The organism is Pantoea sp. CTOTU46764 (genome assembly GCF_031974595.1).
Lineage (GTDB): Bacteria > Pseudomonadota > Gammaproteobacteria > Enterobacterales > Enterobacteriaceae > Pantoea > Pantoea trifolii.
Window position 1 is genome coordinate 59,843 of sequence record NZ_DALYOQ010000012.1, and the last position, 26,196, is coordinate 86,038.

The 26,196-nt window shown below is 54.3% G+C and carries 29 protein-coding genes, 2 tRNA genes and 1 pseudogene; 14 read left to right on the forward strand and 18 right to left on the reverse strand.

Annotated elements, in window-relative coordinates; translation table 11 throughout:
• Window position 1: 1 nt before the first annotated feature.
• Both RTM06_RS06725 and RTM06_RS06730 read right to left on the reverse strand, forming a co-directional pair.
• Window positions 2–463 (reverse strand): methylglyoxal synthase, encoded by a 462-nt coding sequence (locus tag RTM06_RS06725; RefSeq protein ID WP_061717079.1) that lies wholly within the window; start codon window positions 461–463, stop codon window positions 2–4.
• 68 nt (window positions 464–531) lie between these two features.
• Window positions 532–1,158 (reverse strand): DUF2057 family protein, encoded by a 627-nt coding sequence (locus RTM06_RS06730; RefSeq protein ID WP_312180852.1) that lies wholly within the window; start codon window positions 1,156–1,158, stop codon window positions 532–534.
• Window positions 1,159–1,335: 177 nt separating this feature from the next.
• Here RTM06_RS06730 and RTM06_RS06735 point away from each other — a divergent pair, with 177 nt between their 5' ends.
• A complete protein-coding gene (locus RTM06_RS06735) occupies window positions 1,336–1,749 on the forward strand; it encodes a CoA-binding protein (RefSeq protein WP_312180854.1) in 414 nt (137 codons plus the stop codon).
• A gap of 32 nt (window positions 1,750–1,781) precedes the next feature.
• Here RTM06_RS06735 and hspQ read toward each other — a convergent pair whose 3' ends face one another.
• Window positions 1,782–2,099, reverse strand: coding sequence for a heat shock protein HspQ (hspQ, locus tag RTM06_RS06740; protein ID WP_008101422.1), 318 nt, complete (start codon window positions 2,097–2,099; stop codon window positions 1,782–1,784).
• 59 nt (window positions 2,100–2,158) lie between these two features.
• Window positions 2,159–3,349: a 23S rRNA (cytosine(1962)-C(5))-methyltransferase RlmI gene (gene rlmI, locus RTM06_RS06745; RefSeq protein ID WP_312180857.1), complete on the reverse strand. Its 1,191-nt coding sequence runs from the start codon at window positions 3,347–3,349 to the stop codon at window positions 2,159–2,161.
• A gap of 85 nt (window positions 3,350–3,434) precedes the next feature.
• Here rlmI and yccX point away from each other — a divergent pair, with 85 nt between their 5' ends.
• Entirely contained in the window at window positions 3,435–3,713 is a 279-nt protein-coding gene (gene yccX / locus RTM06_RS06750; protein WP_312180858.1) for an acylphosphatase, read from the forward strand.
• Here the strand turns inward: yccX and tusE are convergent, their stop codons facing one another.
• Together tusE and yccA are read right to left on the reverse strand one after the other, a co-directional pair.
• Window positions 3,714–4,040 carry a sulfurtransferase TusE gene (tusE, locus tag RTM06_RS06755; RefSeq protein WP_312180892.1) on the reverse strand — a complete coding sequence of 109 codons (327 nt, stop codon included), beginning with the start codon at window positions 4,038–4,040 and terminating at the stop codon, window positions 3,714–3,716.
• Between the two features lie 98 nt (window positions 4,041–4,138).
• Window positions 4,139–4,792, reverse strand: coding sequence for an FtsH protease modulator YccA (yccA, locus tag RTM06_RS06760; RefSeq protein WP_312180859.1), 654 nt, complete (start codon window positions 4,790–4,792; stop codon window positions 4,139–4,141).
• A 222-nt stretch (window positions 4,793–5,014) separates the two neighbouring features.
• Between yccA and RTM06_RS06765 the strand changes: the two genes are divergently transcribed.
• The 3 genes from RTM06_RS06765 to agp all read left to right on the forward strand — a co-directional run bounded on the left by RTM06_RS06765 (window position 5,015) and on the right by agp (window position 7,102).
• Window positions 5,015–5,102, forward strand: a tRNA-Ser gene (locus tag RTM06_RS06765).
• Window positions 5,103–5,140: 38 nt separating this feature from the next.
• Window positions 5,141–5,228, forward strand: a tRNA-Ser gene (locus tag RTM06_RS06770).
• A gap of 257 nt (window positions 5,229–5,485) precedes the next feature.
• Window positions 5,486–7,102: a bifunctional glucose-1-phosphatase/inositol phosphatase gene (gene agp, locus RTM06_RS06775; protein ID WP_312180861.1), complete on the forward strand. Its 1,617-nt coding sequence runs from the start codon at window positions 5,486–5,488 to the stop codon at window positions 7,100–7,102.
• Between the two features lie 54 nt (window positions 7,103–7,156).
• Here the strand turns inward: agp and RTM06_RS06780 are convergent, their stop codons facing one another.
• Genes RTM06_RS06780 through wrbA form a run of 3 tightly spaced genes read right to left on the reverse strand, consistent with a single transcriptional unit; the run spans window position 7,157 to window position 9,438 of the window.
• Window positions 7,157–8,530 (reverse strand): NAD-dependent succinate-semialdehyde dehydrogenase, encoded by a 1,374-nt coding sequence (locus RTM06_RS06780; RefSeq protein ID WP_176970835.1) that lies wholly within the window; start codon window positions 8,528–8,530, stop codon window positions 7,157–7,159.
• Window positions 8,531–8,586: 56 nt separating this feature from the next.
• On the reverse strand, window positions 8,587–8,817 hold the full coding sequence (locus tag RTM06_RS06785; RefSeq protein ID WP_007887329.1) for a YccJ family protein: 231 nt from the start codon (window positions 8,815–8,817) through the stop codon (window positions 8,587–8,589).
• A gap of 21 nt (window positions 8,818–8,838) precedes the next feature.
• Entirely contained in the window at window positions 8,839–9,438 is a 600-nt protein-coding gene (gene wrbA / locus RTM06_RS06790) for an NAD(P)H:quinone oxidoreductase (protein ID WP_256696132.1), read from the reverse strand.
• A gap of 297 nt (window positions 9,439–9,735) precedes the next feature.
• Here wrbA and RTM06_RS06795 point away from each other — a divergent pair, with 297 nt between their 5' ends.
• Together RTM06_RS06795 and RTM06_RS06800 are read left to right on the forward strand one after the other, a co-directional pair.
• Window positions 9,736–9,900 carry a general stress protein gene (locus RTM06_RS06795; protein ID WP_061717065.1) on the forward strand — a complete coding sequence of 55 codons (165 nt, stop codon included), beginning with the start codon at window positions 9,736–9,738 and terminating at the stop codon, window positions 9,898–9,900.
• A 109-nt stretch (window positions 9,901–10,009) separates the two neighbouring features.
• Window positions 10,010–10,924, forward strand: coding sequence for a DMT family transporter (locus RTM06_RS06800; RefSeq protein ID WP_256696133.1), 915 nt, complete (start codon window positions 10,010–10,012; stop codon window positions 10,922–10,924).
• Here the strand turns inward: RTM06_RS06800 and rutG are convergent.
• From rutG to rutA, 6 genes are read right to left on the reverse strand one after another with little or no spacing between them, the layout of a single operon-like run.
• A complete protein-coding gene (gene rutG / locus RTM06_RS06805) occupies window positions 10,921–12,246 on the reverse strand; it encodes a pyrimidine utilization transport protein G (protein ID WP_256696134.1) in 1,326 nt (441 codons plus the stop codon). The genes RTM06_RS06800 and rutG overlap by 4 nt on opposite strands.
• Window positions 12,247–12,291: 45 nt before the next feature.
• Complete coding sequence (rutF, locus tag RTM06_RS06810) at window positions 12,292–12,813, reverse strand: NADH-dependent FMN reductase RutF (RefSeq protein WP_265297129.1); 522 nt, start codon at window positions 12,811–12,813, stop codon at window positions 12,292–12,294.
• 15 nt (window positions 12,814–12,828) lie between these two features.
• Window positions 12,829–13,632 carry a pyrimidine utilization protein D gene (gene rutD, locus RTM06_RS06815; protein ID WP_265297128.1) on the reverse strand — a complete coding sequence of 268 codons (804 nt, stop codon included), beginning with the start codon at window positions 13,630–13,632 and terminating at the stop codon, window positions 12,829–12,831.
• On the reverse strand, window positions 13,632–14,027 hold the full coding sequence (rutC, locus tag RTM06_RS06820; RefSeq protein ID WP_265297126.1) for a pyrimidine utilization protein C: 396 nt from the start codon (window positions 14,025–14,027) through the stop codon (window positions 13,632–13,634). Before rutC ends, rutD begins: the two co-directional genes overlap by 1 nt.
• Window positions 14,028–14,069: 42 nt before the next feature.
• Window positions 14,070–14,780: a pyrimidine utilization protein B gene (gene rutB / locus RTM06_RS06825; RefSeq protein WP_312180867.1), complete on the reverse strand. Its 711-nt coding sequence runs from the start codon at window positions 14,778–14,780 to the stop codon at window positions 14,070–14,072.
• On the reverse strand, window positions 14,780–15,871 hold the full coding sequence (gene rutA / locus RTM06_RS06830; RefSeq protein WP_312180869.1) for a pyrimidine utilization protein A: 1,092 nt from the start codon (window positions 15,869–15,871) through the stop codon (window positions 14,780–14,782). Before rutA ends, rutB begins: the two co-directional genes overlap by 1 nt.
• A gap of 307 nt (window positions 15,872–16,178) precedes the next feature.
• Here rutA and rutR point away from each other — a divergent pair, with 307 nt between their 5' ends.
• Entirely contained in the window at window positions 16,179–16,814 is a 636-nt protein-coding gene (gene rutR / locus RTM06_RS06835; RefSeq protein ID WP_036649823.1) for an HTH-type transcriptional regulator RutR, read from the forward strand.
• 23 nt (window positions 16,815–16,837) lie between these two features.
• Window positions 16,838–17,812 carry a metal-dependent hydrolase gene (locus RTM06_RS06840; protein WP_312180872.1) on the forward strand — a complete coding sequence of 325 codons (975 nt, stop codon included), beginning with the start codon at window positions 16,838–16,840 and terminating at the stop codon, window positions 17,810–17,812.
• Between the two features lie 351 nt (window positions 17,813–18,163).
• On the opposite strand, the gene cycA is transcribed toward RTM06_RS06840, so the two are convergent.
• Complete coding sequence (cycA, locus tag RTM06_RS06845) at window positions 18,164–19,555, reverse strand: D-serine/D-alanine/glycine transporter (protein ID WP_312180874.1); 1,392 nt, start codon at window positions 19,553–19,555, stop codon at window positions 18,164–18,166.
• A 408-nt stretch (window positions 19,556–19,963) separates the two neighbouring features.
• Between cycA and RTM06_RS06850 the strand changes: the two genes are divergently transcribed.
• Window positions 19,964–20,662: an extensin family protein gene (locus tag RTM06_RS06850; protein WP_312180877.1), complete on the forward strand. Its 699-nt coding sequence runs from the start codon at window positions 19,964–19,966 to the stop codon at window positions 20,660–20,662.
• Here RTM06_RS06850 and RTM06_RS06855 read toward each other — a convergent pair whose 3' ends face one another.
• Window positions 20,663–21,337 carry a DUF4396 domain-containing protein gene (locus tag RTM06_RS06855; RefSeq protein ID WP_312180879.1) on the reverse strand — a complete coding sequence of 225 codons (675 nt, stop codon included), beginning with the start codon at window positions 21,335–21,337 and terminating at the stop codon, window positions 20,663–20,665.
• A 565-nt stretch (window positions 21,338–21,902) separates the two neighbouring features.
• Here RTM06_RS06855 and sdiA point away from each other — a divergent pair.
• Together sdiA and RTM06_RS06865 are read left to right on the forward strand one after the other, a co-directional pair.
• A complete protein-coding gene (gene sdiA / locus RTM06_RS06860; RefSeq protein WP_256696141.1) occupies window positions 21,903–22,625 on the forward strand; it encodes a transcriptional regulator SdiA in 723 nt (240 codons plus the stop codon).
• Between the two features lie 121 nt (window positions 22,626–22,746).
• Window positions 22,747–23,358, forward strand: coding sequence for an acyl-homoserine-lactone synthase (locus RTM06_RS06865; protein WP_256698392.1), 612 nt, complete (start codon window positions 22,747–22,749; stop codon window positions 23,356–23,358).
• Between the two features lie 32 nt (window positions 23,359–23,390).
• Here RTM06_RS06865 and RTM06_RS06870 read toward each other — a convergent pair whose 3' ends face one another.
• Window positions 23,391–23,618 carry a DUF2594 family protein gene (locus RTM06_RS06870; protein WP_007887303.1) on the reverse strand — a complete coding sequence of 76 codons (228 nt, stop codon included), beginning with the start codon at window positions 23,616–23,618 and terminating at the stop codon, window positions 23,391–23,393.
• 430 nt (window positions 23,619–24,048) lie between these two features.
• Here RTM06_RS06870 and uvrY point away from each other — a divergent pair, with 430 nt between their 5' ends.
• Window positions 24,049–24,708 (forward strand): UvrY/SirA/GacA family response regulator transcription factor, encoded by a 660-nt coding sequence (uvrY, locus tag RTM06_RS06875; RefSeq protein WP_008102320.1) that lies wholly within the window; start codon window positions 24,049–24,051, stop codon window positions 24,706–24,708.
• Window positions 24,701–26,196, forward strand: a pseudogene (uvrC, locus tag RTM06_RS06880) (excinuclease ABC subunit UvrC); the annotation flags it as partial. The gene uvrY and the pseudogene uvrC, both read left to right, overlap by 8 nt.

The following is a 26,196-nucleotide window of genomic DNA, read 5'->3' on the forward strand; positions in this document are numbered from 1 at the left end:
ATTAGGGTTTCAGACGTTCGGCGAGATAACGCTGATAATCTGGAATCTGAATCTCAATCTGCTGGGCAAATTTCGGTGACTGAATAATAAAATCTGCGGTGGTGCGATTATTGGCCACCGGGATATTCCATACCGTGGCGAGGCGCAGCAGCGCTTTGACATCCGGATCGTGCGGCACCGCATTCAGCGGGTCCCAGAAGAAAATCAGCACATCAATTTTGCCTTCCGAAATCAACGCGCCCACTTGCTGATCGCCGCCCATCGGGCCGCTCAGCATGGCGTTAACGTCTAATCCCGTATGACGATTAATCAGATTGCCGGTGGTGCCGGTAGCGTAAAGCACATGCTGTTGCAGCGTGCTTTGGTTGATTTGCACCCACTCAAGCAGCGAGGCTTTGCAGTGATCGTGTGCAACGAGGGCGATATGTTTCTGAACCTGAAGGGTACGAACGGTCTGCTCCATAGGGCTTCCTGTTTCTTCTCATGCATTATGTGTTAATGCAGGAGTTTACCCCTGGCGTTTCATCACTATCAACTTGTGCGTAAGGTTTTCATCCAGCTAATAAAACGCAGACGTGTGGCAGCATCAAAACGCTTAAACCAGACTTGCAAAGAGGGAAGATCGCTAACGTCCTGCCAGGCGTAATCCATATTCAATTGCGCCTCGCTCACGCTCAGCGAATGCAAGGCAAAACGCGGAACCGAAGCGGCGTGGGCATCACGATTATAATTCACCATCGCCTTTTCGAAATCGTTATCACTTTCCTTCGGCAAATGGTCGCGCAGGCTGGTGATCTCCATGCCACGTTCATCAATCAGCTGGAAGTTGAGCGTTTTGTCGAAGGTGGTGCGTTCGCGACGATTATTGAGCGCGGGCAAACGAATCGCCACCGAATGGGCGTTAGCGTTAAAAGTGACAATCATCGGCACGGATTGAAAGTGCGCGGCGTTAGCGCCCGGTTTTTCTACACGAAACAGAAACTGATGCTGCCCACGCTCCAGTTCAAGGCTACCGGCGCCTTTCAGCAGCGAGCCAGAGATTTTACGCCCGTCCAGCACCAGCAGTTCGATCTCGGGATCGAGCTTGAGAGTGATGGCCTGGCATGAGGCTGATACGAGCAACAGCAGTAAACCCGTAGCAGTTAAAGACAGCTTCATTTCAACTCCCGGCAGAAGGGGGTAAATCGATTATGTGTAGCAAAGTATTACATTATGGCAGTAAATTTACATTTTTACATATTTATTCGTGCTGCTGCGCAAAGTTCTCGTGCCCGGCAGTTGCAGCCTAATGCGCAATGCCATCTACACTTAAGCGAATGAACCAGGAGAAAAAAGATGAATGATCAAACGATTCGCGATGTGCTGATTAAAACCAAACGTATCGCATTAGTAGGCGCCAGCGATCGCCCCGACCGCCCAAGCTATGGCGTGATGAAATACTTGCTCGAACAGGGATACGACGTGATTCCAGTGAGCCCTAAACTGGCGGGTCAACAACTTCTTGGTCAAACCGTTTATGCCACGCTGGCGGATGTTCCTGGGAAAGTGGATATGGTGGATGTGTTTCGCAATGCCGAAGCGGCGTGGGGGGTAGCGCAGGAAGCGATTGCCATTGGTGCAGACACGTTGTGGTTACAGCTGGGCGTGATTAATGAGCAGGCGGCGGTACTAGCGCAAGACGCGGGTATGACCGTAGTGATGGATCGCTGTCCAAAGATTGAAATTCCGCGGTTAGGCATCACGCGCTAAAACAAAAACGGCGACCTGAGTCGCCGTTGTCATTAATGTCGCAGGCTGGGTGCCTGCAGCTGCTGCCGTATTGACGCGGCCAGCTCATCCATTGAAGGTTGTTCAGGGTGTTCAAAGGAGGTTTCTCCCGCCAGTTGAACTTCCGCTACATAGGTATGCACCTGATCGCCTTCTTCATCTTCCATTACCACGTGATACCAGGGCGCGGCGCGCAGCGTTTCGCTGGCAGCGACATCATCAACTTCTGGCTCATCAAGTGAAAACTCCGGATCGACATCCACGATAACGCCGAGCACCCCGGAGAGACGATGTCGGACCTGCTGTCCAATTCCAAATTTAGTCGTAATCATTGTGACCTCCCAAAAGACTGCCCTGTAACCAATATGGAGGCAGGGACAGCGTTTTCAAGTCACAGCACGCGGCAGGCAAAACCTTTCAGATAAAGCCCTTCAGGATAGCTGGCGATCACGGGATGGTCGGCTGCCTGACGGAACTGCTCTATAAATTGTACATCACGACCGGCATCAACGGCGGCATCCGCAATGATTTTCTGGAACAAATCAGTCGGCATCAAGCCAGAACAGGAGAAGGTCAACAAAACGCCGCCGGGATTCAACAGCTGAATGGCCAGCATGTTGATGTCCTTATAACCGCGACACGCGCCCATCAGCTGATTCTTGTTCTCAACGAATTTCGGCGGATCCATGACGATCAGGTCGAACTTCTCGCCGCTGTCGCGATAACGACGCAGCAGCTTGAACACATCGTCACGCACGAACTGGGCGCGCGACACATCCAGACCATTAAGCTCAACATTCTGTTTCGCCACGTCGAGTGCGTCCTGCGAAGTATCAACGCTGATCACTTCACGGCAGCCGCCCATCAAGGCCGAAACCGCAAATCCGCCGGTGTAAGAAAAACAGTTCAGCACGCGTGCATTCTCTGCGTAGCCACGCGTGGCAAAACGGCTGTCACGCTGATCAAGGTAATAACCGGTTTTATGACCACCCTGAATATCCACCAACAGCTTCATACCGTGTTCAGTAATCGGCAGCAGCGGAGGCGGCAGTTCACCCGAAACCGGGCCTTGCGCCAGCTCAAGTCCCTCTTTTTTACGCACCGCCACGTCTGAGCGATCGTAAATAGCGCAATCCGGGAAGCACTGCTGCAAAGCTGAAACGATGGCTGGACGTTGATACTCGGCACCCGCAGATAACAGCTGCAGCACCAGGAAGTTGCCGAAGCGATCAATGGTAACACCCGGCATGCCATCGGACTCACCGGCAATCAGGCGATAGCTGTCCAGCCCGTCACGTTTTGCCAGCCAGTCACGCCACAGCTGCGCTTGCTCAAAGCGGCGCACGAAGAAGGTGATGTCAATTGACTCATCCTGTTGCCAGCTCCAGACGCGTGCGCGAATTTGTGATTGCGGCGAATACGCGGCGCGAGCCAGCCATTTGCCATTGCTGTCACAGACATCAATGGTTTCACCAGACTGGGCTTTACCTTCCATACGTGCAACGGCACCAGAAAACACCCACGGATGGCGGCGGAGCAGGGATTTTTCACGTCCCTTTGCGAGAATCAATCGAACGGTCATAGTTTGCTATGCTTACCTGAAAAAATGAGGCGCCATTTTCCGGCGGATGGCGGCAAATTGCAACGCAAGGTGATGGGAGAACGCAATGGCAACCACATGCTGCAAAATTTGGGTACATGGCATCGTGCAGGGCGTGGGGTTTCGCTACCACACGCAAGCGCAGGCCAGAGGGTTGAATGTTAACGGTTATGCGCACAATCTGGCGGACGGCAGCGTTGAAGTGCTGGCGTCCGGTGAAGCGCAGCAGGTCGATGAATTGATCAGTTGGCTAAAAGCAGGTGGGCCGCGTAGCGCGCGCGTGGACAAAGTGCTGGTAGAGCCACATCAGCCCAGGGAAGTGCCTACCCGATTCACCACTGGCTGATTACAAACACTTGGCCGGTTTTGGCAATCCGGCAATTTTGGTCGCTTGCTTCGCTGGGCCTTCCGGAAACAGGCGGAACAGATAGCGGCTGTTGCCTTTCTCCTCCCCATACTTTTGCGCCATGGCTTTCACCAGCATGCGTACCGCCGGCGAGGTATTAAATTCCTGATAAAACGCGCGCACAAAGTGCACCACTTCCCAGTGCGCTTCACTCATCACGATCGCCTCTTGCTCCGCAATGGCGGCGGCCAGCGGTTCGCTCCAGTCCGCTCTATTTTTCAAATAGCCTTCCGCATCGGTGGCAATCTCTTTACCGGCAAAATTCACAGTCATTCCTCATTGCGTTAATGGACACATTGTAAATTCGCCCAGCCATAAAAAGCAAAAACCCCGCCGAAGCGGGGTTTGATAACGGTTACGGCATCTTAATCGCGGTTAGCGAAGCCCAGCAGGCTCAACAGGCTAACAAAGATGTTATACAGCGAGACATACAGACTCACGGTGGCGCGAATGTAGTTGGTTTCGCCGCCGTGAATGATGTTGCTGGTTTCCCACAGAATGGCACCGGCAGAGAACAGAATGAACAGGGCGCTAATCGCCAGATGCAGCGCAGGCAGTTGCAGGAAGATGTTGGCAACTACCGCCACCAGCAGCACCACAAAGCCCGCCATCATCATGCCGCTCAGGAATGACATATCGCGGCGCGTGGTCAGTACATAGGCCGAGCAACCGAAGAATACCAGCGCCGTGCCGCCCAAGGCCATGGCGATCACATCACCCATGCCCGCAGTCAGGAACGAACTGAGGATTGGGCCAAGGCAGTAACCGAGGAAACCGGTAAAGGCGAAGGCGGCCAGAATTCCTGCCGGACTGTTAGCCAGTTTATGCGTCAGGAACATCAAACCATAAAAGCCCACCAGCATCAGAATCAGACCCGGCGAAGGCAATGCAAACACGGTGCTCAGTGTTGCGGTCAACGCCGAGAAGGCCAGCGTAAAGCCAAGTAACAGATAAGTATTGCGTAGCACCTTGTGGGTGCTGACTAACGATTGCTGCGACGAGCTAAAAACTCTTTCCATCACGCGCTCCTTAAAGAGAGAAACACCAAATATGGCACGAGGATACGCAGCGCCTGAAAGACAGAAAAGGCGTTTTACCCATCTTTACGCGATAAATTGCTGTTTCACTGAGCAGAATGGCGAAATTGACGCCAAAAAAATAGAATTTGGCTGTTTTTCAGCCGAACGATTCATTGCAGGCTTTACATCGTTATGGGGGATGTTTATAGTGCGCCTCATTGCGGAGGGGTGGCCGAGTGGCTTAAGGCAACGGTCTTGAAAACCGTCGATGGGAAACCATCCGAGAGTTCGAATCTCTCCTCCTCCGCCATCACTCTTGCTGAGTGATGACGCAACAAAAAAATCCCCGGAGGGATGGCCGAGTGGCTTAAGGCAACGGTCTTGAAAACCGTCGATGGGAAACCATCCCAGAGTTCGAATCTCTGTTCCTCCGCCATATTAAAGAAGCCCGCAGAAATGCGGGCTTTTTGCTTTTCTACGTTCACAGATGCCGAAAAACATCGCGTTGCTTTTCAATCTGCTGCCATTGCCCAACGCCAGGCGCGTTTACTGCTATATTCCATGCACGGTTTTTTGCAAACATCTGGCGATTTTCCGATGCAAGCTGAGTTACACTGTGCGGTAATTCGCTCTTTGGCGGGCTAATCGTTTGAAAGCCAGAGTGTTTCACTGATGAATTATGGAATAGGCACAATGATCAAGAAACTGAGTCTTTGCGCGTTGTCAGTCATCGCTGCGCTCCCGATGGGCATGTCCGCCTATGCTGCGGATGGAGATATGCAACTCCAGCAGGTGCTGATGTTAAGCCGTCATAACCTGCGTGCGCCGCTCGCCAATAACGGCAGCGTACTGGAACAATCCACCAGGAAGAGCTGGCCGCAGTGGGATGTCGCGGGCGGTGAGCTCACCACCAAAGGTGGCGTGCTGGAAGTCTACATGGGGAATTACACCCGTCAGTGGCTGGCACAGCAGGGCTTAGTCCAGAACGGAACTTGCCCGGACAGCAGCAACATCTTTGTCTACGCCAACAGCCTGCAGCGCACCGTGGCGACCGCGCAGTACTTTATCACTGGCGCCTTCCCAGGCTGTGATATCGCGGTAACGCATCAGGATGCGATGGGCACCATGGATCCTATCTTCAATCCGGTCGTCACCGACGGCAGCGAGGAATTCAACAAGAAAGCGTTGGCTGCGATGACCGCCGCCAATGAAAAGCTGGCACTGAAACCTGCCTTCCAGCATCTGGAAAAAATCGTTGATTACAAATCTGCCCCGGCCTGTAACGGCAAAAAGCAGTGTGATTTGAGCAGCGGCGATAACACCTTCAGCGCGGATAACGGTAAAGAGCCAAACGTAAGCGGTCCGCTGAAAATCGGCAACTCGCTGGTGGATGCGTTTACGCTGCAATATTACGAAGGTTTCCCGGCCGATCAGGTTGCCTGGGGCCAGATCAAAACGCCTGAGCAGTGGAAAGAGCTGGCGTCGATCAAAAACGGTTATCAGGATGCGCTGTTCGCCTCTCCTGAAGTGGCGCGCGAAGTGGCCGCACCGCTGGTGGATTACATCCGCAGCCAGTTAGTCGATCAGGACAAAGCCAATGCGCCAAAAGTGACGCTGATGGTCGGTCATGATTCCAACATCGCCTCCTTACTCAGCGCGCTGCAGGTTAAACCTTATGAACTGCCGGGCAACGATGAGAAAACGCCGATTGGCGGTCAGGTGGTATTCGAACGCTGGCACGATGTGAAGAACAACAAAGATCTGCTGAAAATCGAGTACGTCTATCAAACGGCCGATCAGCTGCGCGATGCCGATGTGCTGAGCCTGAAAAATCCACCGAAGCGCGTCACGCTGCAACTGGCAGGCTGTGAAACGGATGCCAACGGCTACTGCAGCTGGGATCAATTCACCGGCGCGCTGAATGGCGCTCTGCAAGGTACGCCACTGCAGCCTGCTGCTGCACCAGCTCCGGCAGAACAGCCAGCACCAGCGGCGGCGGCACCGGTCGCAGATGATGCCAAGCAGAAAGCCGATCAGGCCGCTGCCGATAAAGCGGCTGCAGACAAAGCAGCAGCGGATAAGGCCGCAGCACAGAAGGCCGCAGATGCGAAAGCGGCTGAAGAGAAGGTGAAGGCGGATAAAGCTGCCGCGCAGAAAGCCGCTGACGAGAAAGCCAAAACCGAGAAAGCCACTGCCCAGAAAGCAGCGGATGACAAAGCCAAAGCCGATGCGGCAGCTGCACAGAAAGCACAAGCCGATGCCACGCCAGTCAAGCCTGAAGAGCCGGCAAAAGCCGCGACCAGCAACTGAGTTTGCTAGCAATAAAAAACCCCGCCGAAGCGGGGTTTTTTTATGCCTGTGAACTTAACCGGCAACCACGACCAATTTTTGGTTGGCGAACTCTTTAATACCCAAATCCGACAACTCACGTCCGTAACCCGAACGTTTCACGCCACCAAACGGCAGCTCTGCTGAGGTATCGCTCTGCGAATTGATGAACACCATGCCCGTTTCAATCTGCGACGCCATCTTGCGTCCGCGCGCAATATCTTTGGTCCAGACCGAACCGCCAAGGCCGTAATTTGAATCATTCGCCAGCGCCACAGCGGCACGATCGTCCGCCACCACATACACCTGCGCCACCGGGCCAAAAAATTCCTGATAGTAAGCCGGATTATCTGGCGTCAGACCGGTAAGCACCGTTGGCTGGTAATAGCAGCCGACGCCATCAATGGCGCGTCCACCAAATTCCACGCGCGCGCCATTTTTCACTGCTTCATCAACCTGTTTCACTAAACGATCGCGCGCATCTTTAGAAGAGAGTGGACCGAGCGTGGTCTTCTCGTCGAGCGGATCGCCCGGCGTGGCCGATTGCAGAGCCGCGCTGAATTTGGCCATAAACGTATCGGCAATTTTCTCGTGCAGAATGAAGCGCTTGGCGGCGGTACAGACCTGGCCGCAGTTGCTGAGGCGAGCTTGCGCGCCCTGACGTACCGCTTCATCGATATCGGCATCGTCCAGCACCACAAACACATCGTTACCGCCCAGTTCCAGCGTCGATTTCTTCAGATGTTTACCGGCCTGTTCCGCCACGGCGCTACCGGCGCGTTCGGAACCGGTCAGCGCCACACCTTGCACACGTGGATCGGCGATCAGATCCGCAACCTGATCGGTAGAGATAAACAAGTTGGTCCACGCGCCTTTTGGCGCCCCGGCTTCTTCCACCAATTTTTCAAATACATCGGCGCAGTGCGGCACAATGTTGGCGTGTTTTGCCAGTACCGGATTGCCCAGCGCCAGGTTTGGCGCCAGCACGCGCATCAGCTGATAATAAGGAAAGTTCCACGGCTCAACCGCGACAATCACGCCAATCGGATGGTATTCAAGCCAGGCATCGCCCACATCACTGGCGTAGGGTTGTGGCTGTAAAAAGGTCGCGGCATGTTCCGCGTAGTAGCGGGCGATCTGCGAACAGATTTTTACTTCACCGCGACTTTGCCCAATTAACTTGCCCATCTCTTTACTGGCGATGGTCGCCAGCTCTTCGGCCCGTTGGTCGATCAGGTCGGCTAAACGGTGCAGCACCTGCAAACGCGGCTGAATATCGCCTTTACTCCACGCGGAATGATAAAGCGCATCTGCGGTTTTCAGTGCCTGTTGTGCATAGGCATCATCGTGCTCGTTCCACGCTTTTAGCAGTTGGTTATTGGCTGGATTGATACTTTGATAGGCAGACATACAAGGCTCCTTGGTGATGTAAAGGTAACAAAGGCGGGACAATGCCCGCCTGTCACTCAAACGTTTTTGCGCTCGACCGTTTTGTCGTCCCAGGTCAGAACATCCTGGTCGGTCTTTTTGAAGGCGCGAATCAGTACTTCATCGCTGCCTTGCTGGCTCCAGATCTGCTCGGCTAAACGTTCGTCGTAGTTGGCTACCTCAAAAATGGCTTCAGCGATTTCGCGTGAAGTGTGGCGCAGTGATGCCCATTCGCCCACGTGATGCTCTTTCGACTGTTCTGTTGTCATGAAGGTCTCCTGTTGTGGATTTTATCCCTGTAGCTTAACCGCCAGTCCGGCGACGTGTTGGCCCTGATAACGGGCAATATCCAGTTCTTCCGCCGAAGGTTGACGTGATCCATCTCCGCCCGCCAGCGTAGTCGCGCCGTAAGGCGTTCCGCCGCGTACGTGAGAAATGTCGAAAAGTTCTTTAGTGCCATAACCGATAGGAACGATCACCATGCCGTGGTGGGCGAGGGTGGTCCAGACGGAGGTGATGGTTTGCTCCTGGCCGCCGCCGGTGCCGGTGGAGGCAAAAACGCTGGCGATTTTGCCGTACAGCGCGCCCGAAGCCCACAGACCGCCAGTGCGATCCCAGAAGTTACGCATCTGGCCCGCCATGTTGCCGAAACGCGTGGGTGTGCCAACGATGATGGCATCGTACTGCGGCAAATCTTCCGGTTTCGCTTCAGGCGCAGCCTGATTCACTTTGCCGCCAACCTGAGCGAAACGCTCGGCATCCATGCTTTCCGGCACGCGTAATATCGTGACTTCCGCGCCACTCACGCTCTTTGCACCGTCGGCCACGGCTTGCGCCATGGTTTCAATATGTCCGTACATCGAATAATAGAGCACCAAAATCTTTGCCATAGTTTTCATCCTGCTGGGGTGATGAGTAATCAGAAGTATAGAAGAGCCTGCGCAGGCTGCTGTACAGAGGTTAAGCAGGTGCCAATAAGTGTCGGCTAACTACTTGTAACACGGCGGTAAATTTGGTTTTTCGCAGTGAAATGAGTGGATTATCTGTTTCAAATTATGAATATCAGGCTCATTTCAGCGTTGCGTTGTCTATTCTTTAATCAGGCGTGCGGGATATCCGCCGCCGTGCTCTTCACGGCAGCATCGTGATCAGCCCGTAATCTGAACGCTCAATCCCTGGAGGAAATGATGGCCGAACATCGTGGAGGATCAGGCAATTTCGCAGAGGACCGTGAAAGGGCCGCAGAAGCGGGTCGCAAAGGCGGCAAAAACAGCGGGGGTAATTTCAGAAACGACCCACAGCGCGCTTCTGTAGCCGGAGAAAAAGGGGGACGCAGCCGCGGCAAGAAATAGCGCGACTGCCCGTTAATCCCCGGCCGCCGGGTTCGCCCGGCGGTAACAAGCATTGCAATTTCCCCGCTCTCTGAGCAAACTGACCGCCAACTGATTATTCTGGTGCGTTATGTCCGCTTCCTCTTCTCGTCTCAGCCTGCGTATTTCGCGTCAGGAGCTGGTGCTCATTTTTATTACCATGGTTTGGGGCGGCACCTTTTTGGTGGTACACCGCGCGATGGCGCATTCCGGTCCATTCTTCTTTGTCGGATTACGTTTTGCCACGGCATCGCTGCTGCTGGCCTTTTTCTTCCGTCGTTATCTCAAGCAGGTGACCTGGCTGGAAATTAAAGCTGGTGCGTTGATCGGGTTGTCGATTGCCGGCGGCTACGGTCTGCAAACCTGGGGCATGCAAACCATTTCCAGCAGCCAGTCGGCATTCATTACCGCGCTGTATGTGCCGGTGGTGCCGCTGCTGCAGTGGTTATTCCTGCGTCGTCCGCCGGGATTAATGGCGTGGCTGGGCATTTTGCTGGCGTTTACCGGTTTAGTGCTGGTGGCCGGTCCGCAGGATGGCAGTTTGACGCTGAACGCCGGTGAAATCGCTACCTTGCTGAGTACGCTGGCGATCGCGGCAGAGATCATCCTGATCAGCCGCTATGCCGGACAGGTTGATGTGCGCCGCGTCACGCTGATTCAGCTGATGGTGGCATCGGCCTGTGCCTTTGTTCTGATGATCCCGAATGGCGAATCGGTTCCTGCTCTGTCAACGCCGCTTCTGTTGAGCGCGTTGGGTTTGGGCGCAGCCAGTGCCTTAATTCAGGTGACGATGAACTGGGCGCAACGCAGCGTGTCGCCGACGCGTGCCACAGTGATTTACGCCGGTGAACCGGTGTGGGCGGGCGTAGTGGGACGTTTGGCGGGTGAGCGTTTACCTGCGGCGGCGCTGCTGGGCGCGGCATTGATTGTTTGTGGGGTGATCGTCAGCGAACTGCGTCTTCGTCGCAAGAAAGCGGTGCCCGATCAGGCACCGCTGGAACCTTAAGGATGTTGCCGTGCCGTCTGGTTCGCCAGTGCGGCGCCGCGACGTTGTAAAATGGCGTTCAGGATGATGGCACCAAAGGTGGCAGTGCCAATGCCGCCGATGGTGAAGCTGCCAATCTTCAGAGCAAAATCACCCGCGCCGAGCACCAGCGTGGTCGCTACCATGATCAAATTGCCATTCTGATTGAAATCCACGTGGTTCTGCACCCAGATGCGTGCGCCGGCCACCGCAATCAACCCAAACACCACAATCGATGCGCCACCAATCACCGGACCGGGAATGGTGTGAATCAGCGCGCCAAATTTCGGTGAGAAGCCGAGCACCAAAGCGATCGCTGCAGCGGCCACGAAGGCCAGCGTGGAATAGACTTTGGTTACCGCCATCACGCCAATATTTTCCGCGTAAGTGGTGACGCCGCTGCCGCCGATAGATCCCGACAGCATGGTTGCCAAACCATCGCCAACAAAGGCGCGCCCCATCCAGGGATCGAGGTTGCGTCCGGTCATGCCCGCTACGGCTTTGATGTGGCCAAGGTTTTCCGCCACCAGAATGATCGCCACCGGCGCGATCATCACGATGGCCTGCATATCAAAGATCGGAGCGGTGGTGTGCGGTAGGCCAAACCACGGCGCGTTGGCAAGGCCGCTGAAATCCACCGGTTTGCCAAAGCCCATCACGTTGGTCAGCAGCGCGTAGATCGCCCACGCGACAATCAGGCCGACCAGAATCAGCAGGCGCTGGATCATACCGCGCGTGAACACCGCCACCAGACCAATGCACAGCACCGTCATCACCGCCATCCAGCTGTCGAACATCGATCCGGAAACACCGTGCACCGCAATCGGTGCCAGGTTCAGACCAATTGCCATCACCACCGCGCCCGTGACCACCGGCGGCATCAGACGCTCGATCCAACCGGTGCCGACTTTCATCACGATCAGGCCAATCACCGTATAGAGCGCGCCGCAGGCGATCACGCCGCCCAGCGCCAGCGCCAGATTGGGGTTGAGTCCCTGGCCGTTAAAGCCGGTTACCGCGATGATCACGCCGACAAACGCCGCGCTGGATCCGAGATAGCTGGGTACGCGTCCGCCGGTGATCAGGAAGAACAGCAGCGTACCGATGCCCGAAACCAGAATCGCCAGATTGGGGTCCAGTCCCATTAGCAACGGCATCAGCACCGTTGCGCCAAACATTGCCACAGCATGCTGCAGGCCAAGGACGACCGTCTGCGCAAACGGCAGCGTTTCGTCCGGCGCAATCAGCCCATCATCGGTCAAGGCTGACTTTTTCTGCCAGCGGGGGAACCAGGAACTCGCCATCGTCATCTCCAGGGTGTCAGTGAAAGCCGTCCGCACAAGGCGGCGTTAGCGGGCGTCCTGCCGTAAAAGGTGATGATAGCCACGGTCAAACCATGCCAGACCGTGGGTTTCATCATTGCGTACCAGCGCCTGCACTTCGCAAAACAGAATGTCGTGCGTGCCCACGCTGACTACTTGCGCCACTTTGCAATCAAACGACACCAGCGCGCCGTCTAACAGCGGTGAACCGCTGGCCAGCGTGTGCCAGTCAGCGGCGGCAAAGCGGTCTGCCATTGGCGTTTTGCCGCCAAACAGCGTCGAGAGTTCTTCATGCCCAGCGGCAAGTGTGTTGACGCACAGATAACCGTTGTCGCGGAAAATCGGCCACACCGACGCTGAGCGATTAAGACAAACCAACAGCGTCGGCGGCGAATCGGTGACGCTGCACACCGCCGAGGCGGTAAAACCGGCGCGTCCGGCGGGGCCGTCGGTGGTGATGATATTGACCGCTGCGCCTAAGCACGCCATCGCGTTGCGAAATGCATCGCGTTCTACAGCGGGTAAAACCGGCAGTTCATGCACGCTCATTGGCTGCTCCTGTGATTAGCTGGCCGCACGCTGAGCAGGCGCAGCCGTGTCGGCCAGCCAGCGCAGCAGCAGCGCATTAAAGTTGTCGGCATCGGTGACGCTCATCGCATGTCCACCCCAGGCCATCTCAATCAGGCTGCCGTTGGGCAGCGTCTGCGCCAGCTGCGGTGAGCAGCTCCACGGCACCAGCAGATCGTCCTGGCTGCAAATCGCTAATACTGGCTGGGTGATGCGCGCCACCTGTGGCCGGAAATCCGCGCTCTTTAGCGCATGCAAGCGGCGCAGCAGGTTTTCCATGCCCTGGAAATGGGCGACATGGTGTGCATCTTCCGCGTTAATGCGCTCCTGATTGCGCGCCAGCCATTCAGCGGGATAGAGGAACAGCGGCTGTGCACGCACAAAGGCTTCGACGCCGACGTTCATCAGCAGATCCTGACGTACCTGGAAGCAGCGTTGCGTGTGCGCATCCAGCGAAAGCCAGCCGTTGATCACCACCACGCGGCCCACGCGCTGCGGGAAGTCCAGCGCCAGCTGCAGGCCGATTAAGCCGCCCAGCGCATGGCCGATAATGTCGTAACGCTGGATGCCGTGTTGTTCCAATGCCTCCGCCAGTTCTGCTGCCATCATCGCCATGCTGTAGCCGTCCGGCAGCGTATCTGCGCTGCGGCCGGTGCCGCGCTGATCGTAGGTCACCACGCGATAATGCGGCGTCAGCGCCGCCAGCTGCGGCTGCCAGAAACCGGCGACGCCGCCCAAACCAGAGGCGAGCACCAGCGTCGGCGCATCTTCAGCGGTTAACCCCTGAATCTCCAGATGCATCACGCCTCCTGTTTCCCAATATGCGCAACGGTGGCAATTTCAATCAGCGCATCCGGTTTCACTAAGCCGCACTGGATGCAGAAGCGTGCCGGTTTATCGCCGGGGAAATATTCGGCATAGATTTGGTTAATCGCCGCGTAGTTGCTCCAGTCGGTGAGAAAAATCGAGTTGAAGGTCACGTCGTCCATGGTGCCGCCAGCGGTTTCGATCACCTTTTTGATGGTCTCCAGCACGTGACGCGTTTGCGCGGCGGCATCACCGATGTGCACCACATTGTTGTTGGCATCGAACGGCAAGGTGCCGGAGACGTACACAATACCGTCAGCTAAGGTGCCGGGCACGAATGGCGCGATTGGCGTACCGCTGCCGGGCGGAATAATGACACTTTTAGGCATGGCGAAATCCTCTTCTTATTGATGTGCAGGTGAATTGAGGCGTTAACTTTTCAACGTTTCGCAGAACGTGTCGGTATCGCTGACCCAGCCAAAAAACGTTTCAATGTTGAAAATGGCTGCCTGCTGCGCAAACGCCGGACCCGCCTGATAGGTCGCGTCCTCCAGCACCACGCCGAAATACTCCAGGAAGAAGCCGTCACGCAACGTCGATTCCACACAGACGTTGGTAGCAATGCCGGTAAACACCAGATGGCGAATGCCACGGCTGCGCAGCATGCTGTCGAGCGAAGTGTTGAAAAAGCCGCTGTAGCGCGGTTTCGGCAGCACGATATCGCCTTCCTGCGGCACCAGCTCATCGACCAGCGCATAATCCCAGCCGCCTTTCGACAGCAGCGTGCCCTGTAACTCCGGGCGCTTGCGCATGGTTTTCAGCGCGTTGGATTTGTGGAAGTTCGGGGATCCGGCATCACCGGCTTCAACGTATTGGTCGTCCCAACCGTTCTGGAACCAGATGATCTGCATCCCGGCGGCACGCGCTGCGGTGACCGCCTGATGGATTTTGGCAATCACCGGTTTGGTGGCGGAGACATCAAAGCCCGCCAGATCGAGATAGCCGCCTTGCGTGGCGTAGGCGTTTTGCATATCCACCACAATCAGCGCACTTTGCGCGGGCGGCAGCGCGATGGCTTCCGGGCGCGCCGGTAAGGTGACGTTCGGTAACGTTAAGGTATGGGCGCAAACTACGGTACTCATCAGGCAACCTCCTGCTGGGATGCGATTAAATCGTGGCGACACTGCATTAATGGCTGAATACGTTCACCGAAATCTTCGATGCCTTGCAGGAAGTCGTCGAAGGTGAGCAACACGCCTTGCGTGCCATCGACTAAAGCAACCTCATCCAACATTCGTGCCACATTGGCGTAAGAACCCACCAGCGTGCCCATGTTGATGTTGACGGCGGAGGTTGGATCGGCCATCTGGCGCACGTTGGTGTCGCTGCCAGATTTAGTGTCCTGTTGACTTTGCGTGGTGAGCCAGGCGAGCGCTTCTTCATCGGCTCCGGCTTTGTAGTACTCCCATTTGGCGCGTGCGGCCTCGTCGCTTTCGGCGGCAATGATCATAAACAGCACATAAGAACCGACGTCGCGGCCCGCTTTATCGGCAGCCTGCTTCATACGCGCGGCAGTTGGCGCAAAGGCGGTTGGCGTGTTGACGCCTTTGCCAAAGCAGAAGTTGTAATCGGCATGCTGCGCCGAGAACGCCATGCCTGCATCGCTCTGGCCAGCGCAGATCACTTTCATCGGTTTCTGCGGCTGTGGGCTGACGCGGCAATCGTTCATGGTAAAGAACTCGCCTTTGAAGTCGCTTTGGCCGGTGCCCCACAGATCGCGCAGCACGGTGACGTATTCGGTCAGGTATTCGTAACGACTAGAGAAGTAGGCATCGCCCGGCCATAAGCCCATCTGCTCGTACTCGGGTTTCTGCCAGCCGGTAACGAGGTTGACGCCGAAGCGGCCATTGGAGATGGAGTCAACAGTGGACGCCATACGCGCCACAATCGCGGGCGGTAAGGTGAGCGTGGCGGCGGTGGCGTAAATCTCAATGCGTGAGGTCACCGCCGCGAGTCCCGCCATCAGCGTGAAGGATTCGAGGTTGTGATCCCAAAACTCGGTTTTACCGCCAAAGCCGCGCAGCTTGATCATTGAAAGGGCAAAGTCGAAATGATAATGCTCTGCTTTCAGCACGATCTCTTTGTTCAGTTCAAAAGTCGGTTTGTATTGCGGTGCATGGGTGGAGATCAGCCAGCCGTTATTACCAATCGGGATAAAGACGCCAATTTTCATGTGAAACCTCTCTGCATTAGACGGGGACTGCTTCACGCGCTGCGCTGCTTCCTGCACGCATCCTGCGGGCGGCGCTCCATCACAAAATTGCAAAGGCTGTGCCACATTTTCAAAAGACTTAAATAACAATGTGTTAAAAGTAGCGATGTTTGTAAACTGGAGTGATTGGTCCAATTTAGACCGTTTGGTCAAAACGTTTTGCACGTTTTTCATGCGCGACATGGTCAAAAAAGGTGCAGGCAGGCGATTAGGCAGGAAAGAAGGCCTTTGTTATGATGCGTTCACGCAGGACGGAAGAGGTAACAGTGTGAAAAGCGATGAAAAAAAACCGGGACGCCGTTCGCGTGCGGTCGCCGCAAAGCGGGCAGCCATTCTGGAAGCGGCATTAGCCTTCTTCTCGCAATACGGCATTCACGGTACCAGCCTGGATAAAGTGGCGGAGCGCGCCGATGTCTCGAAAACCAATCTGCTGTATTACTATCCATCGAAAGAAGTGCTGTATGTGGCTGTTTTAAAAGAGATTCTTGATGTGTGGCTGGCGCCGTTGCGTGCGCTGCAGCACGATCACGATCCGCTGACGGCCATTCGTCAATACATTCGCCTCAAACTGGAAGTCTCGCGCGATCATCCACAAGCTTCGCGGTTGTTCTGCCTTGAGATGTTGCAAGGCGCGCCGCTGCTCAAAGGTGAACTGGCCGGTGATTTAAAAGCGCTGGTGGATGAGAAGGCAGCGATTATCGAGCAGTGGATCGCCGAAGGGCGGCTGGCGGGCGTGCAGCCACAGCACCTGTTTTTCCTGCTGTGGGCGACCACGCAGCACTATGCGGATTTCGCCTCGCAGGTGGAAGCGATTACCGGTCAGACGTTGAACGATGCGGCGTTCTTTGAACAGACGCTGGAAAATGTGCAGCGCATGATAATTGAAGGGATCCGCGTGCGCTGATCCCGCGTTTTCAAGGAGAGTGCATGGATTCGTTATCACAACTGACGTTAGGCGCGGCGGTCACCGTTGCGGTGATGGGCAAACGCGTTCCACTGTGGCAAGCCGCGCTGGTGGGCGCTGTGGCGGGCACTTTGCCGGATCTCGACGTGTTTATCGATCACGGCGATGCTATCCGTAATATGACGCTGCATCGCACCGAAAGTCATGCGCTGATATTCCTCACCTTATTTGCACCGCTGTTCGGCTGGCTGGTGGCCGGTGCGACACGCAGTCGCGCGCACTGGCGCGGTTGGACGCTGGCGATGTGGCTGGCGCTGATAACGCATCCGCTGCTGGATCTCACCACGGTTTACGGCACGCAGTTGGGCCTGCCGCTCACCGATTTCCCCTATGCCATTGGCAGCATGTACATCATCGATCCGCTGTATACCTTGCCGTTGCTGATTGCGCTGCTGGTTGCACTGTGGCGACGCGATGCGGTGGGGTTGCGCTGGAATCAGGCGGGATTACTGGTGAGTACGCTCTATCTCGGCTGGAGCATGGTGGCACAGAGCATTGCGACGCAGCACATTGAGCAAGCGCTGACGCAGCAATCGGTGCAGCCGGAGCAACTGCTGGTGACGCCGACCGCGTTTAATACGCTGGTGTGGCGCACGGTGATCATGACGCCGGATCGCTATGGCGAAGCCTATTGGTCGCTGCTGTCACCGGAGCGTCCGCTGCAAATCAGCTGGCACGGTCGTCAGCCCGCGCTGTTTGCGCCGTTCAAAGGGCAATGGCATGCCGAGCGTGTGGCGTGGTTTAGTCATGGTTTTTACGCGATGAAGCAGCAGGGCGATCGTACGTTGATCAGCGATTTGCGCATGGGGGAAGAGCCGGATTACACCTTTACTTTTAATCTGGGGTCGCCGCAGTCGCCAGCGCTCGCGCCACAACGTGAACCGTCGATGCGTCCCTCGCTGTCGCAAGCATGGCACAAACTCCGCGAACGACTCTGATTCCGTGGGGCGTTATAAATGGCGACTCTAACTTCGTAGGGTCGCCATTTATGGTGACCTTGTTGCATTCTTTTTAGGATTGCTATCCGTGCGGGCTCTGACACATCTGCTGCGTCACGGGCCGTCCTCGCGCCGCTAGCGCGGTACCTTCGGCTTTCACGTCGTGCCAACGGACCGTTCGCGGATCGGCCGTCCTGGCCGGCCCCGAACTGCCTCACGCATCCATGCGTGAGGCTCCTGGCCCAACGTAAAAGCCTCAGCGCTGCGGATAGCCCTTTTGCCGCAGCAGACGCGCCAGCGCCTCTGGCAAATGTGCCACTGGCCAGCGCACGCGCCTTTGCCTTTAACGTTTTACGCTTTACGACGGCGCAGCAACCAGCCCATGGTCAAGATCACAAACCACAGCGGCGTTATCATCAGCGCCTGACGGGTATCTTCCTGCAGCGTCAGTAGCACCAGCACAAAGGCGAAGAACGCCATGCACGCCCAGCACATAAACTTACCCAGCGGCATTTTGAACGTCGATTCGGCATGACGCTGTGGATGCTGCTTACGGTACGCCAGATAGCTGCACAGGATGATGGTCCAGACGAACATAAACAGAATCGCCGACACCGTAGTAACCATGGTGAACACCGTCATCACATCCGGAATCAGGTAGATCAGCGCCACGCCCGCCAGCAGACACAGGCAGGAGAAGAACAGGCCGGTGGTTGGCACCGCCCGCGCGGAGAGGCGACCAAAGGCTTTATGCGCCACGCCTTGTTCCGCCAGACCGTACAACATGCGGCTAGTGGAGAAGATGCCGCTATTGGCGGAAGAGGCGGCGGAGGTCAGTACCACGAAGTTGACGATGCTGGCAGCAGCAGGCAAGCCAATCAATACAAACATCTCAACGAACGGGCTGCGATTTGGCAGCACCTGATTCCACGGCGTTACCGCCATGATCACCATCAGCGCCAGCACGTAAAACATAATGATACGCAGCGGAATGGCGTTGATCGCGCGTGGCAGAACTTTGTGCGGATCTTTGGTTTCTGCTGCCGCAGTGCCAACCAGCTCAATACCGACAAAGGCGAAAACCGCAATCTGGAAGCCGGCAAAGAAGCCGCTCAGTCCTTTCGGGAACATGCCGCCGTGATCCCAGATATTGCTCAGGGAAGCGGTGCCACCGTTCGGCGACGGATAATGCATGCTCACCAGCACAATGCCGGTAATAATCAGTGCCACAATGGCGACGATTTTGATAATCGCGAACCAGAATTCCATCTCACCAAACAGCTTCACCGTGGCGATGTTCAACGCCAGGAAGACAAAGACGCACAGTAGGGCGCTCATCCAGATGGAGAAGTCCGGGAACCACAACTGAAAATAGGCGCTGATGGCGACTACGTCGGCAATGCCGGTCACCACCCAACAGAACCAGTATGTCCAGCCGGTAAAATAGCCCGCCCACGGACCAAGTAAATCAGCGGCGAAATCGCTGAAGGATTTGTATTCGAGGTTGGATAACAGCAGTTCGCCCATGGCGCGCATGACGAAGAACAGCATAAAACCAATGATCATATAGACGAAAATGATCGACGGCCCGGCGAGGCTGATGGTTTTACCCGAGCCCATAAACAGCCCGGTGCCGATGGCGCCACCGATAGCAATCAGCTGAATGTGGCGATTATGCAGGCTACGCTGGAGCTTATCCGGCTGTTCGGCCTCAACGAGCGCCTCTTTTGATTGATCAACCATAAATTATTCTTTCCTGTCGGGATGTTGTGTCAGCTCTAATGGCTGTTTTGCCCGTCATACTTCGAGCCGCAGATGCGTTGGCTACGCGTGTTCACCCCAGTCACTTACTAAAGTAAGCTCCTGATGATTCACACACTTGCCGCCTTCCTGCGGCTCGAATTATTTAGGGCAATCGTTATGAGCCGTTGTATAGGCAAGTGGCATAAGATAGTGGAAAGCTAAGCAGTTTCGGTAATGGTTTTTCCCCCTTTGTGACCTTTTACGCGCTTTGCTGTGTCAGTAATTATTTACAGAGTTTAAAGCGCAGTCATTTTGCGTAAATCTTCAACAATTAAGCGATTTACGTCACTTTCCATCCGCATGACTTCTACACTTGTTAGTTCATTTCATCAGGAAAAGTGAGGCATTGTGCGCGCTCTGTTCGCCGTCGCGTTGCTGGCTGTTTGCGGCTGGCTCAGTTTGCCGTGGTTAAAAAGCCATCTGCCGCCTCAGTGGAATCCCTTCACGCCACTCAACGTTACCGATCCGCCCGGTTGGATGACGCGCTACAAGCTGAAAAAGCTAAGTGGCGATCCGGCCGCCTGCATGGCGGTGATGCGGCAAGCCAGCGCACAGCAGCTGGTGCAGTTTCGCGCCGTGCCGCCGATGCAGGGTGATTGTCCAATCGAACAGCCGTTACGCATCAGCGGCTACGGCGATGTTTCTCTTAGCAGCAGTTTTCTCGCCAGCTGTCCAATGGCGGTGACCAGCACCATGTTCGTGATTAACAGCGATAGCGCGTTACGCCAGGCCGGTTTTGACAGCCCGCTGAAACGCATTGCTCATGTTGGCAGCTACGCTTGTCGCAATATCTATCATCGCCAGGAAGGGCGTTTGAGTGAGCACGCCAGCGCTGATGCCTGGGATATCACTGGATTTCAGCTGGCGAACGGGCGTTGGTTACAGGTAGGGAAAAACTGGCAACAGCCGGAGGATGCGGCGGCAGGACTGCATGCGCTGTGGCGTAACGGCTGCGCCACGTTCGGTAATGCGCTGGGCCCTGATTACAACGCTGCGCATGCCAGCCATTTTCATCTCGGCATGCGCGGTACAGGTTACTGTCGTTAGCTAGACCGCCGGATTAAGCCCACGCTTTATCAGGAAATGATTAGCCGGCCAGGAGAAAATAAAGCCAATCATTATTGCCAGCTGCAGCATAAACCAGAATGCCACCAGCAGCGGATTGACTTGCTCGTGCAGCACAAACTTTAGGGCCAGCGCCATAAAGATAAAAATACCTAATTGATAAATCAGCAGGGGGAAAATCTCGGTTTTCAACGCCAATAATAATGCGCCGCCAAATGAATGTTTTTCACGTTGACGAATCGCCAGGAATTGAAATAGTAATCCGATGAACAATGAAACGATAATGCAAATAAGCGCCTGTATCCCCATCGTTGGATTAAAGGCAAATTGTTTTAGTAATGTGACTATCGGGATTGTCATTATATCGCCGAATATACAGGCAGCTGCGGATAATGAAGTAGAAATAAATATGGTTTGCCAACTGGCATTACTGCGTATTTCTTGAGGAACCAGCAGCGCAAGTTTTTGCTGTTGTGATGGCTTACGGCCTAAGTACCACCAGGCTATCCAGCCAATAAAAGGCATATACAAGCCAGTAACAGGCCAAATGATATTCATCACCGCGACAGGATGCGGATGGCGTAACAGGTCTTTTAGAATCATCAGGGCAGTACAGTCGCCCAGAACAAGGAAAGGTAATGCCAACTGGTTCAACATAGTCGGTTCCGCTAAGTTTCCCACCTACCTACGACAATGCGCCTGAGTCGTTCGGCAGCACTGATCCCATTGCCTCTTTGCCTTCATTTCTCATGCAGCGAGTATTAAGCGTAGCCGTGAATCAGCATGAGAGAAATCACATTATTACCAAAAGCATTATCTTAACCGCAGAAACAAATGGGATTAAGATCGAGTCAAAACTAATTCAACGCAGAAATGCCGTTGATAGCAAAAGAATGTGCTTTTTCACACGTTAATTTTAGTTATTGACGATGCTAAAAATTTATCAATCTAACGTCCATTTTCAATCAAACGGGTGATTGAAACTACTTCAGAAAAATCCTATTCTAATCTGCTGAGGAATGAAAGTTGTGAACCTGTTAACAAATAGCGAGAACTTACACATTTCCCTTACGTTAACGCATTGACATTAGGAGAGTTATGCTCATTGCTGACAAATATGCTCTCTTTTCAATCAATATTTTTTGTCTGGCTAATTTATTTTTTTTGCGTTAACAAGAATCAATTTCAGAATGTAAAAGCGTGAAACATCGCTAAGGCAATAATGACGACCGATAATTATTTCGCCTGGCGAGGCGAAATGGAAAATGAATTTCTGTCGCTAACACAAGTAGCGCATTTGAAATCGCTATTGCAGCAGCAGATTGAAAAGCTGGGTTTTGATTACTTCGCTTTTTTGGTTCAGCATCCGGTGCCTTTTACCCGGCCGCGCCTGTTTTTGTTTAGTACGTACCCGGAAAGCTGGGTAAAACGCTACGAAAATGAGAACTATTATACGGTCGATCCGGTGCTGCTACTCTGTCAGCGGCCGGGACGCGGTGTGGAATGGACGCGCGATTTATTTACTGGTGCGGGTAATTTATGGGCGGAAGCTAACGCCGCAGGATTAATGAGCGGCTTTTCCTGCTCAGCAATGGCACCCAATCGTACCATTGGTATATTATCTATTGCATCGACGCTTCACAGTAAGACCCAACACTTACGTGTACAGCTAGAGGTGAAACTGCATCTTCTGGCGGAACTGAGTTTGCGCGTGCTGAAGCGTCTGAATGATGATTCTATGGTCGTTTTATCTAACGATTTTAGTCAGCGCGAATTAGAAATTCTGAAATGGACGGCGGAAGGAAAAACGTCTGCGGAAATTTCACTTATTTTAGCCATATCTGAACATACGGTGAATTTTCACCAAAAGAATATGCAAAAGCGTTTTAATGTTTCCAATAAAACGCAGATTGCCTGTTATGCCGCAGCGGTTGGCCTGATATAGCGAAAACGCAACTACTAATTTTAGTAGTTCCTTCTCCAGTGTCAGTTGTCTACCCTGCGCGCAATGTTGCCAGGCTGGCTCAAAGAAATCATTGCATACATGGGGATGTCAGAGGCGCATGATGAAAGTAATTCAAACACAGCTTAAGGATATGCCGTCCTCACTGTTGGCAGAACTGGGAACGTATCGCTACAGCGTGTTTGCGCGCGGCGAAGGGTGGTCTATTCCACCACGATTAAGTACGCCAGGACAAGAGTACGACCGGTTTGATCGTTCAGATGTTACCTGGCTGATTGCCTGGAACGCACGTCAGGGTATTTGCGGTTGCGCACGTCTGTTGCCATGGCATGAACCTGAAGTGCCTGAGGGTTTTGTTCTGCCTTTCGATCAGGAAAAGGTTTGGGAAATGTCGCGCTTCTCGGCGCGCCTTGAAGTCGATGCAGAGCTGCCGCTGAGTATTTTGTGGCACTCGGTGCAATTAGCAGAACTGAGCGGCATGGAATTTTTGATCAGTTCGGCGACGCCGATGCTTGAGAAGATGTTTGAACAGCATCAGGTGGTCTACGAGCCGCTTTCACCGGGCTTAATCCAATCTGAAGACAATCTGTTTGCTATTCGCATTCCGGTTGATCAACCTGCGCTGGCGGAGAAGTATCGTGGAACGCGACGCTTTAGCCCGGAAGAGGTGCTGCCGTCGCTGGGTGTTTCAGTGAACTGGCAATCGCACAGCTAAATACCCCGCGCATCGCGCGCGGGGCATATCGCTTACTGACGGTAAGCGGTTTTGATTTGACGAATCGTATTATTAAACACTTCCGCCTGCGGCTTATCGCCTAACGAAGCTTGCACATAACGCTCCATGTTGATGATCACCTTACCGGCATCGGCCTGTCCCATTCCTTTCAGAATCAGCGTCACCATCATTTTCAGACAGGCGACTTCGTCTGCCAGCGCCTGTGTGTCTCGTGAAGTTGCGAAATCTTCATCACTCATAATTGACTCCTTGGTGGTATTACTCGATGTAGACACATTCTTCCTGTGCGTAAAAAGAGAGTATATCATAGGGTTGTCACACGAATTTTAATGTAGGCGAAGCGGTAAAAGCCAAACCGCTATTTAATTGCCCATTGCGCTATTCGTCAGCAATCATAATTAGCGTTGAGCTGATATTTATCCGACAAACTGAGCGTGGCAATAAAATCGAGCTATAAATTATAACTTAATGATATTAGGTGTAATTTTACTTATCCATTTTTGCATGCTTTCGCCCGGTGCTATAAAAGCAAGATCAAAAGAATGTTATTGATTTGCATCATTTCATTTGAGATTTATCTGTGGCGATAGATGTTTTTTCCACCTGAAAACCGGTAAGATAGCCGCTCTGAAATATATTTCCCTTTCTTAACCTGCGGAGTACGTCCCGTTGATCAGCCTGCTTCTTGTTGATGACCATGAACTGGTCCGCGCCGGTATTCGCCGCATTCTGGAAGATATGAAAGGACTCGTCATTGCCGGTGAAGCGGCCTGCGGTGAAGACGCCGTAAAATGGTGCCGCAGTAATCCGGTTGACGTAGTGCTGATGGACATGAACATGCCGGGTATTGGCGGCCTGGAAGCGACACGCAAAATTGTGCGCTTTAACCCGGATATCCGCATCATCATGCTCACCATTCATACCGAAAATCCACTGCCGGCGAAGGTGATGCAGGCGGGCGCAGCGGGTTATCTCAGTAAAGGCGCCGCGCCGCAGGAAGTGGTGAGTGCAATTCGCTCGGTGCATTCAGGGCAACGCTATATCGCTTCGGATATTGCCCAGCAAATGGCACTTAGCCAGATCGAACCGCAAAAAGCCGAATCACCCTTCAGCTGTTTGTCGGAAAGGGAATTGCAGATTATGCTGATGATCACACGCGGGCAGAAAGTGACGGAAATCTCCGAACAGCTGAGCCTCAGCCCGAAAACCGTTAACAGTTACCGCTATCGCATGTTCAGTAAGCTGAATATCAGTGGCGACGTCGAGTTAACGCATTTGGCCATTCGACATGGCTTGTTCAATGCGGAGCCATTAATCAGTAGTGAGTAACGTCTTCAATTCCAAAGCCTTTCTCAGCACCGTGACCAGCCAACCCGGCGTCTACCGTATGTACGATGCGACCGGCACGGTGATCTATGTTGGTAAAGCCAAAGACCTTAAAAAGCGCCTGACCAGCTACTTCCGTACGCAGGTGGGCAGTCGCAAAACTGAAGTGCTGGTCAGCAACATCCAGAACATCGACGTCACCGTGACGCACACCGAAACGGAAGCGCTGCTGCTGGAGCATAACTACATCAAGCTCTACCAGCCGCGCTATAACGTGCTGCTGCGCGATGACAAATCCTATCCTTACATTTTCCTCAGTGGCGATAGCCATCCGCGTCTGGCGATGCACCGTGGCGCGAAGCACGCCAAAGGCGAATACTTTGGCCCGTTTCCGAACGGCTATGCGGTGCGTGAAACCCTCGCGCTGCTGCAGAAGGTATTCCCGATTCGCCAGTGTGAAAATAGCGTGTATCGCAACCGTTCTCGTCCGTGTTTGCAGTATCAAATTGGTCGCTGCCTTGGACCCTGCGTTTCGGGTTTGGTTAGCGAAGAGGAGTATGCGCAGCAAACCGATTACGTGCGTCTGTTCCTCGCGGGCAAAGATGATCAGGTGATCAATCAGCTGGTCAAGCGCATGGAAAAGGCCAGTGAGGAACTGCGTTTTGAAGAAGCAGGGATCTTACGCGATCAGATTCAGGCGGTAAGGCGCGTTACCGAGCGGCAGTTCGTCTCCAATCAGGGTGAAGACCTGGATGTGATGGGCGTGGCCTTTGATGCCGGCATGGCTTGTTTGCACGTGCTGTTTATTCGTCAGGGCAAAGTGCTCGGCAGCCGCAGCTACTTCCCGAAAGTGCCCGCCGATACCGAACTGACTGAAGTGGTGCAAACCTTTGTCGGCCAGTTCTATCTGCAAGGCAGTGAAGCGCGCACTTTACCGGCGGAAATCCTGCTGGACTTTAATCTGCCAGAACGTGAGCTGCTGGCCGAATCGCTTAGCGTGCTGGCGGGGCGCAAGGTGAATATTCAAAGTAAGCCGCGTGGCGACCGCGCGCGCTACCTGAAGCTGGCGCGCACCAATGCGGCAACTGCGCTGATCACCAAGCTGTCGCAGCACTCGACCATTCAACAGCGTCTGGCAGCGCTGGCGACGTTCCTCGAGCTCGACACCATTCATCGCATGGAGTGCTTCGACATCAGCCACACCATGGGCGAGCAGACCATTGCATCGTGCGTGGTGTTCAACCGTGATGGCCCGCTGCGTTCCGATTATCGTCGCTACAACATTGAAGGTATCACGCCGGGCGATGATTACGCGGCGATGAATCAGGTGCTGCGCCGTCGTTATGGCAAAGCGCTGGAAGAGGACAAAATCCCCGACGTGATTATTATCGACGGCGGTAAAGGCCAGTTAGCGCAGGCGAAACAGGTGTTCGCCGAGCTGAATGTGCCGTGGGATAAAGATCGTCCGATTTTACTCGGCGTGGCGAAGGG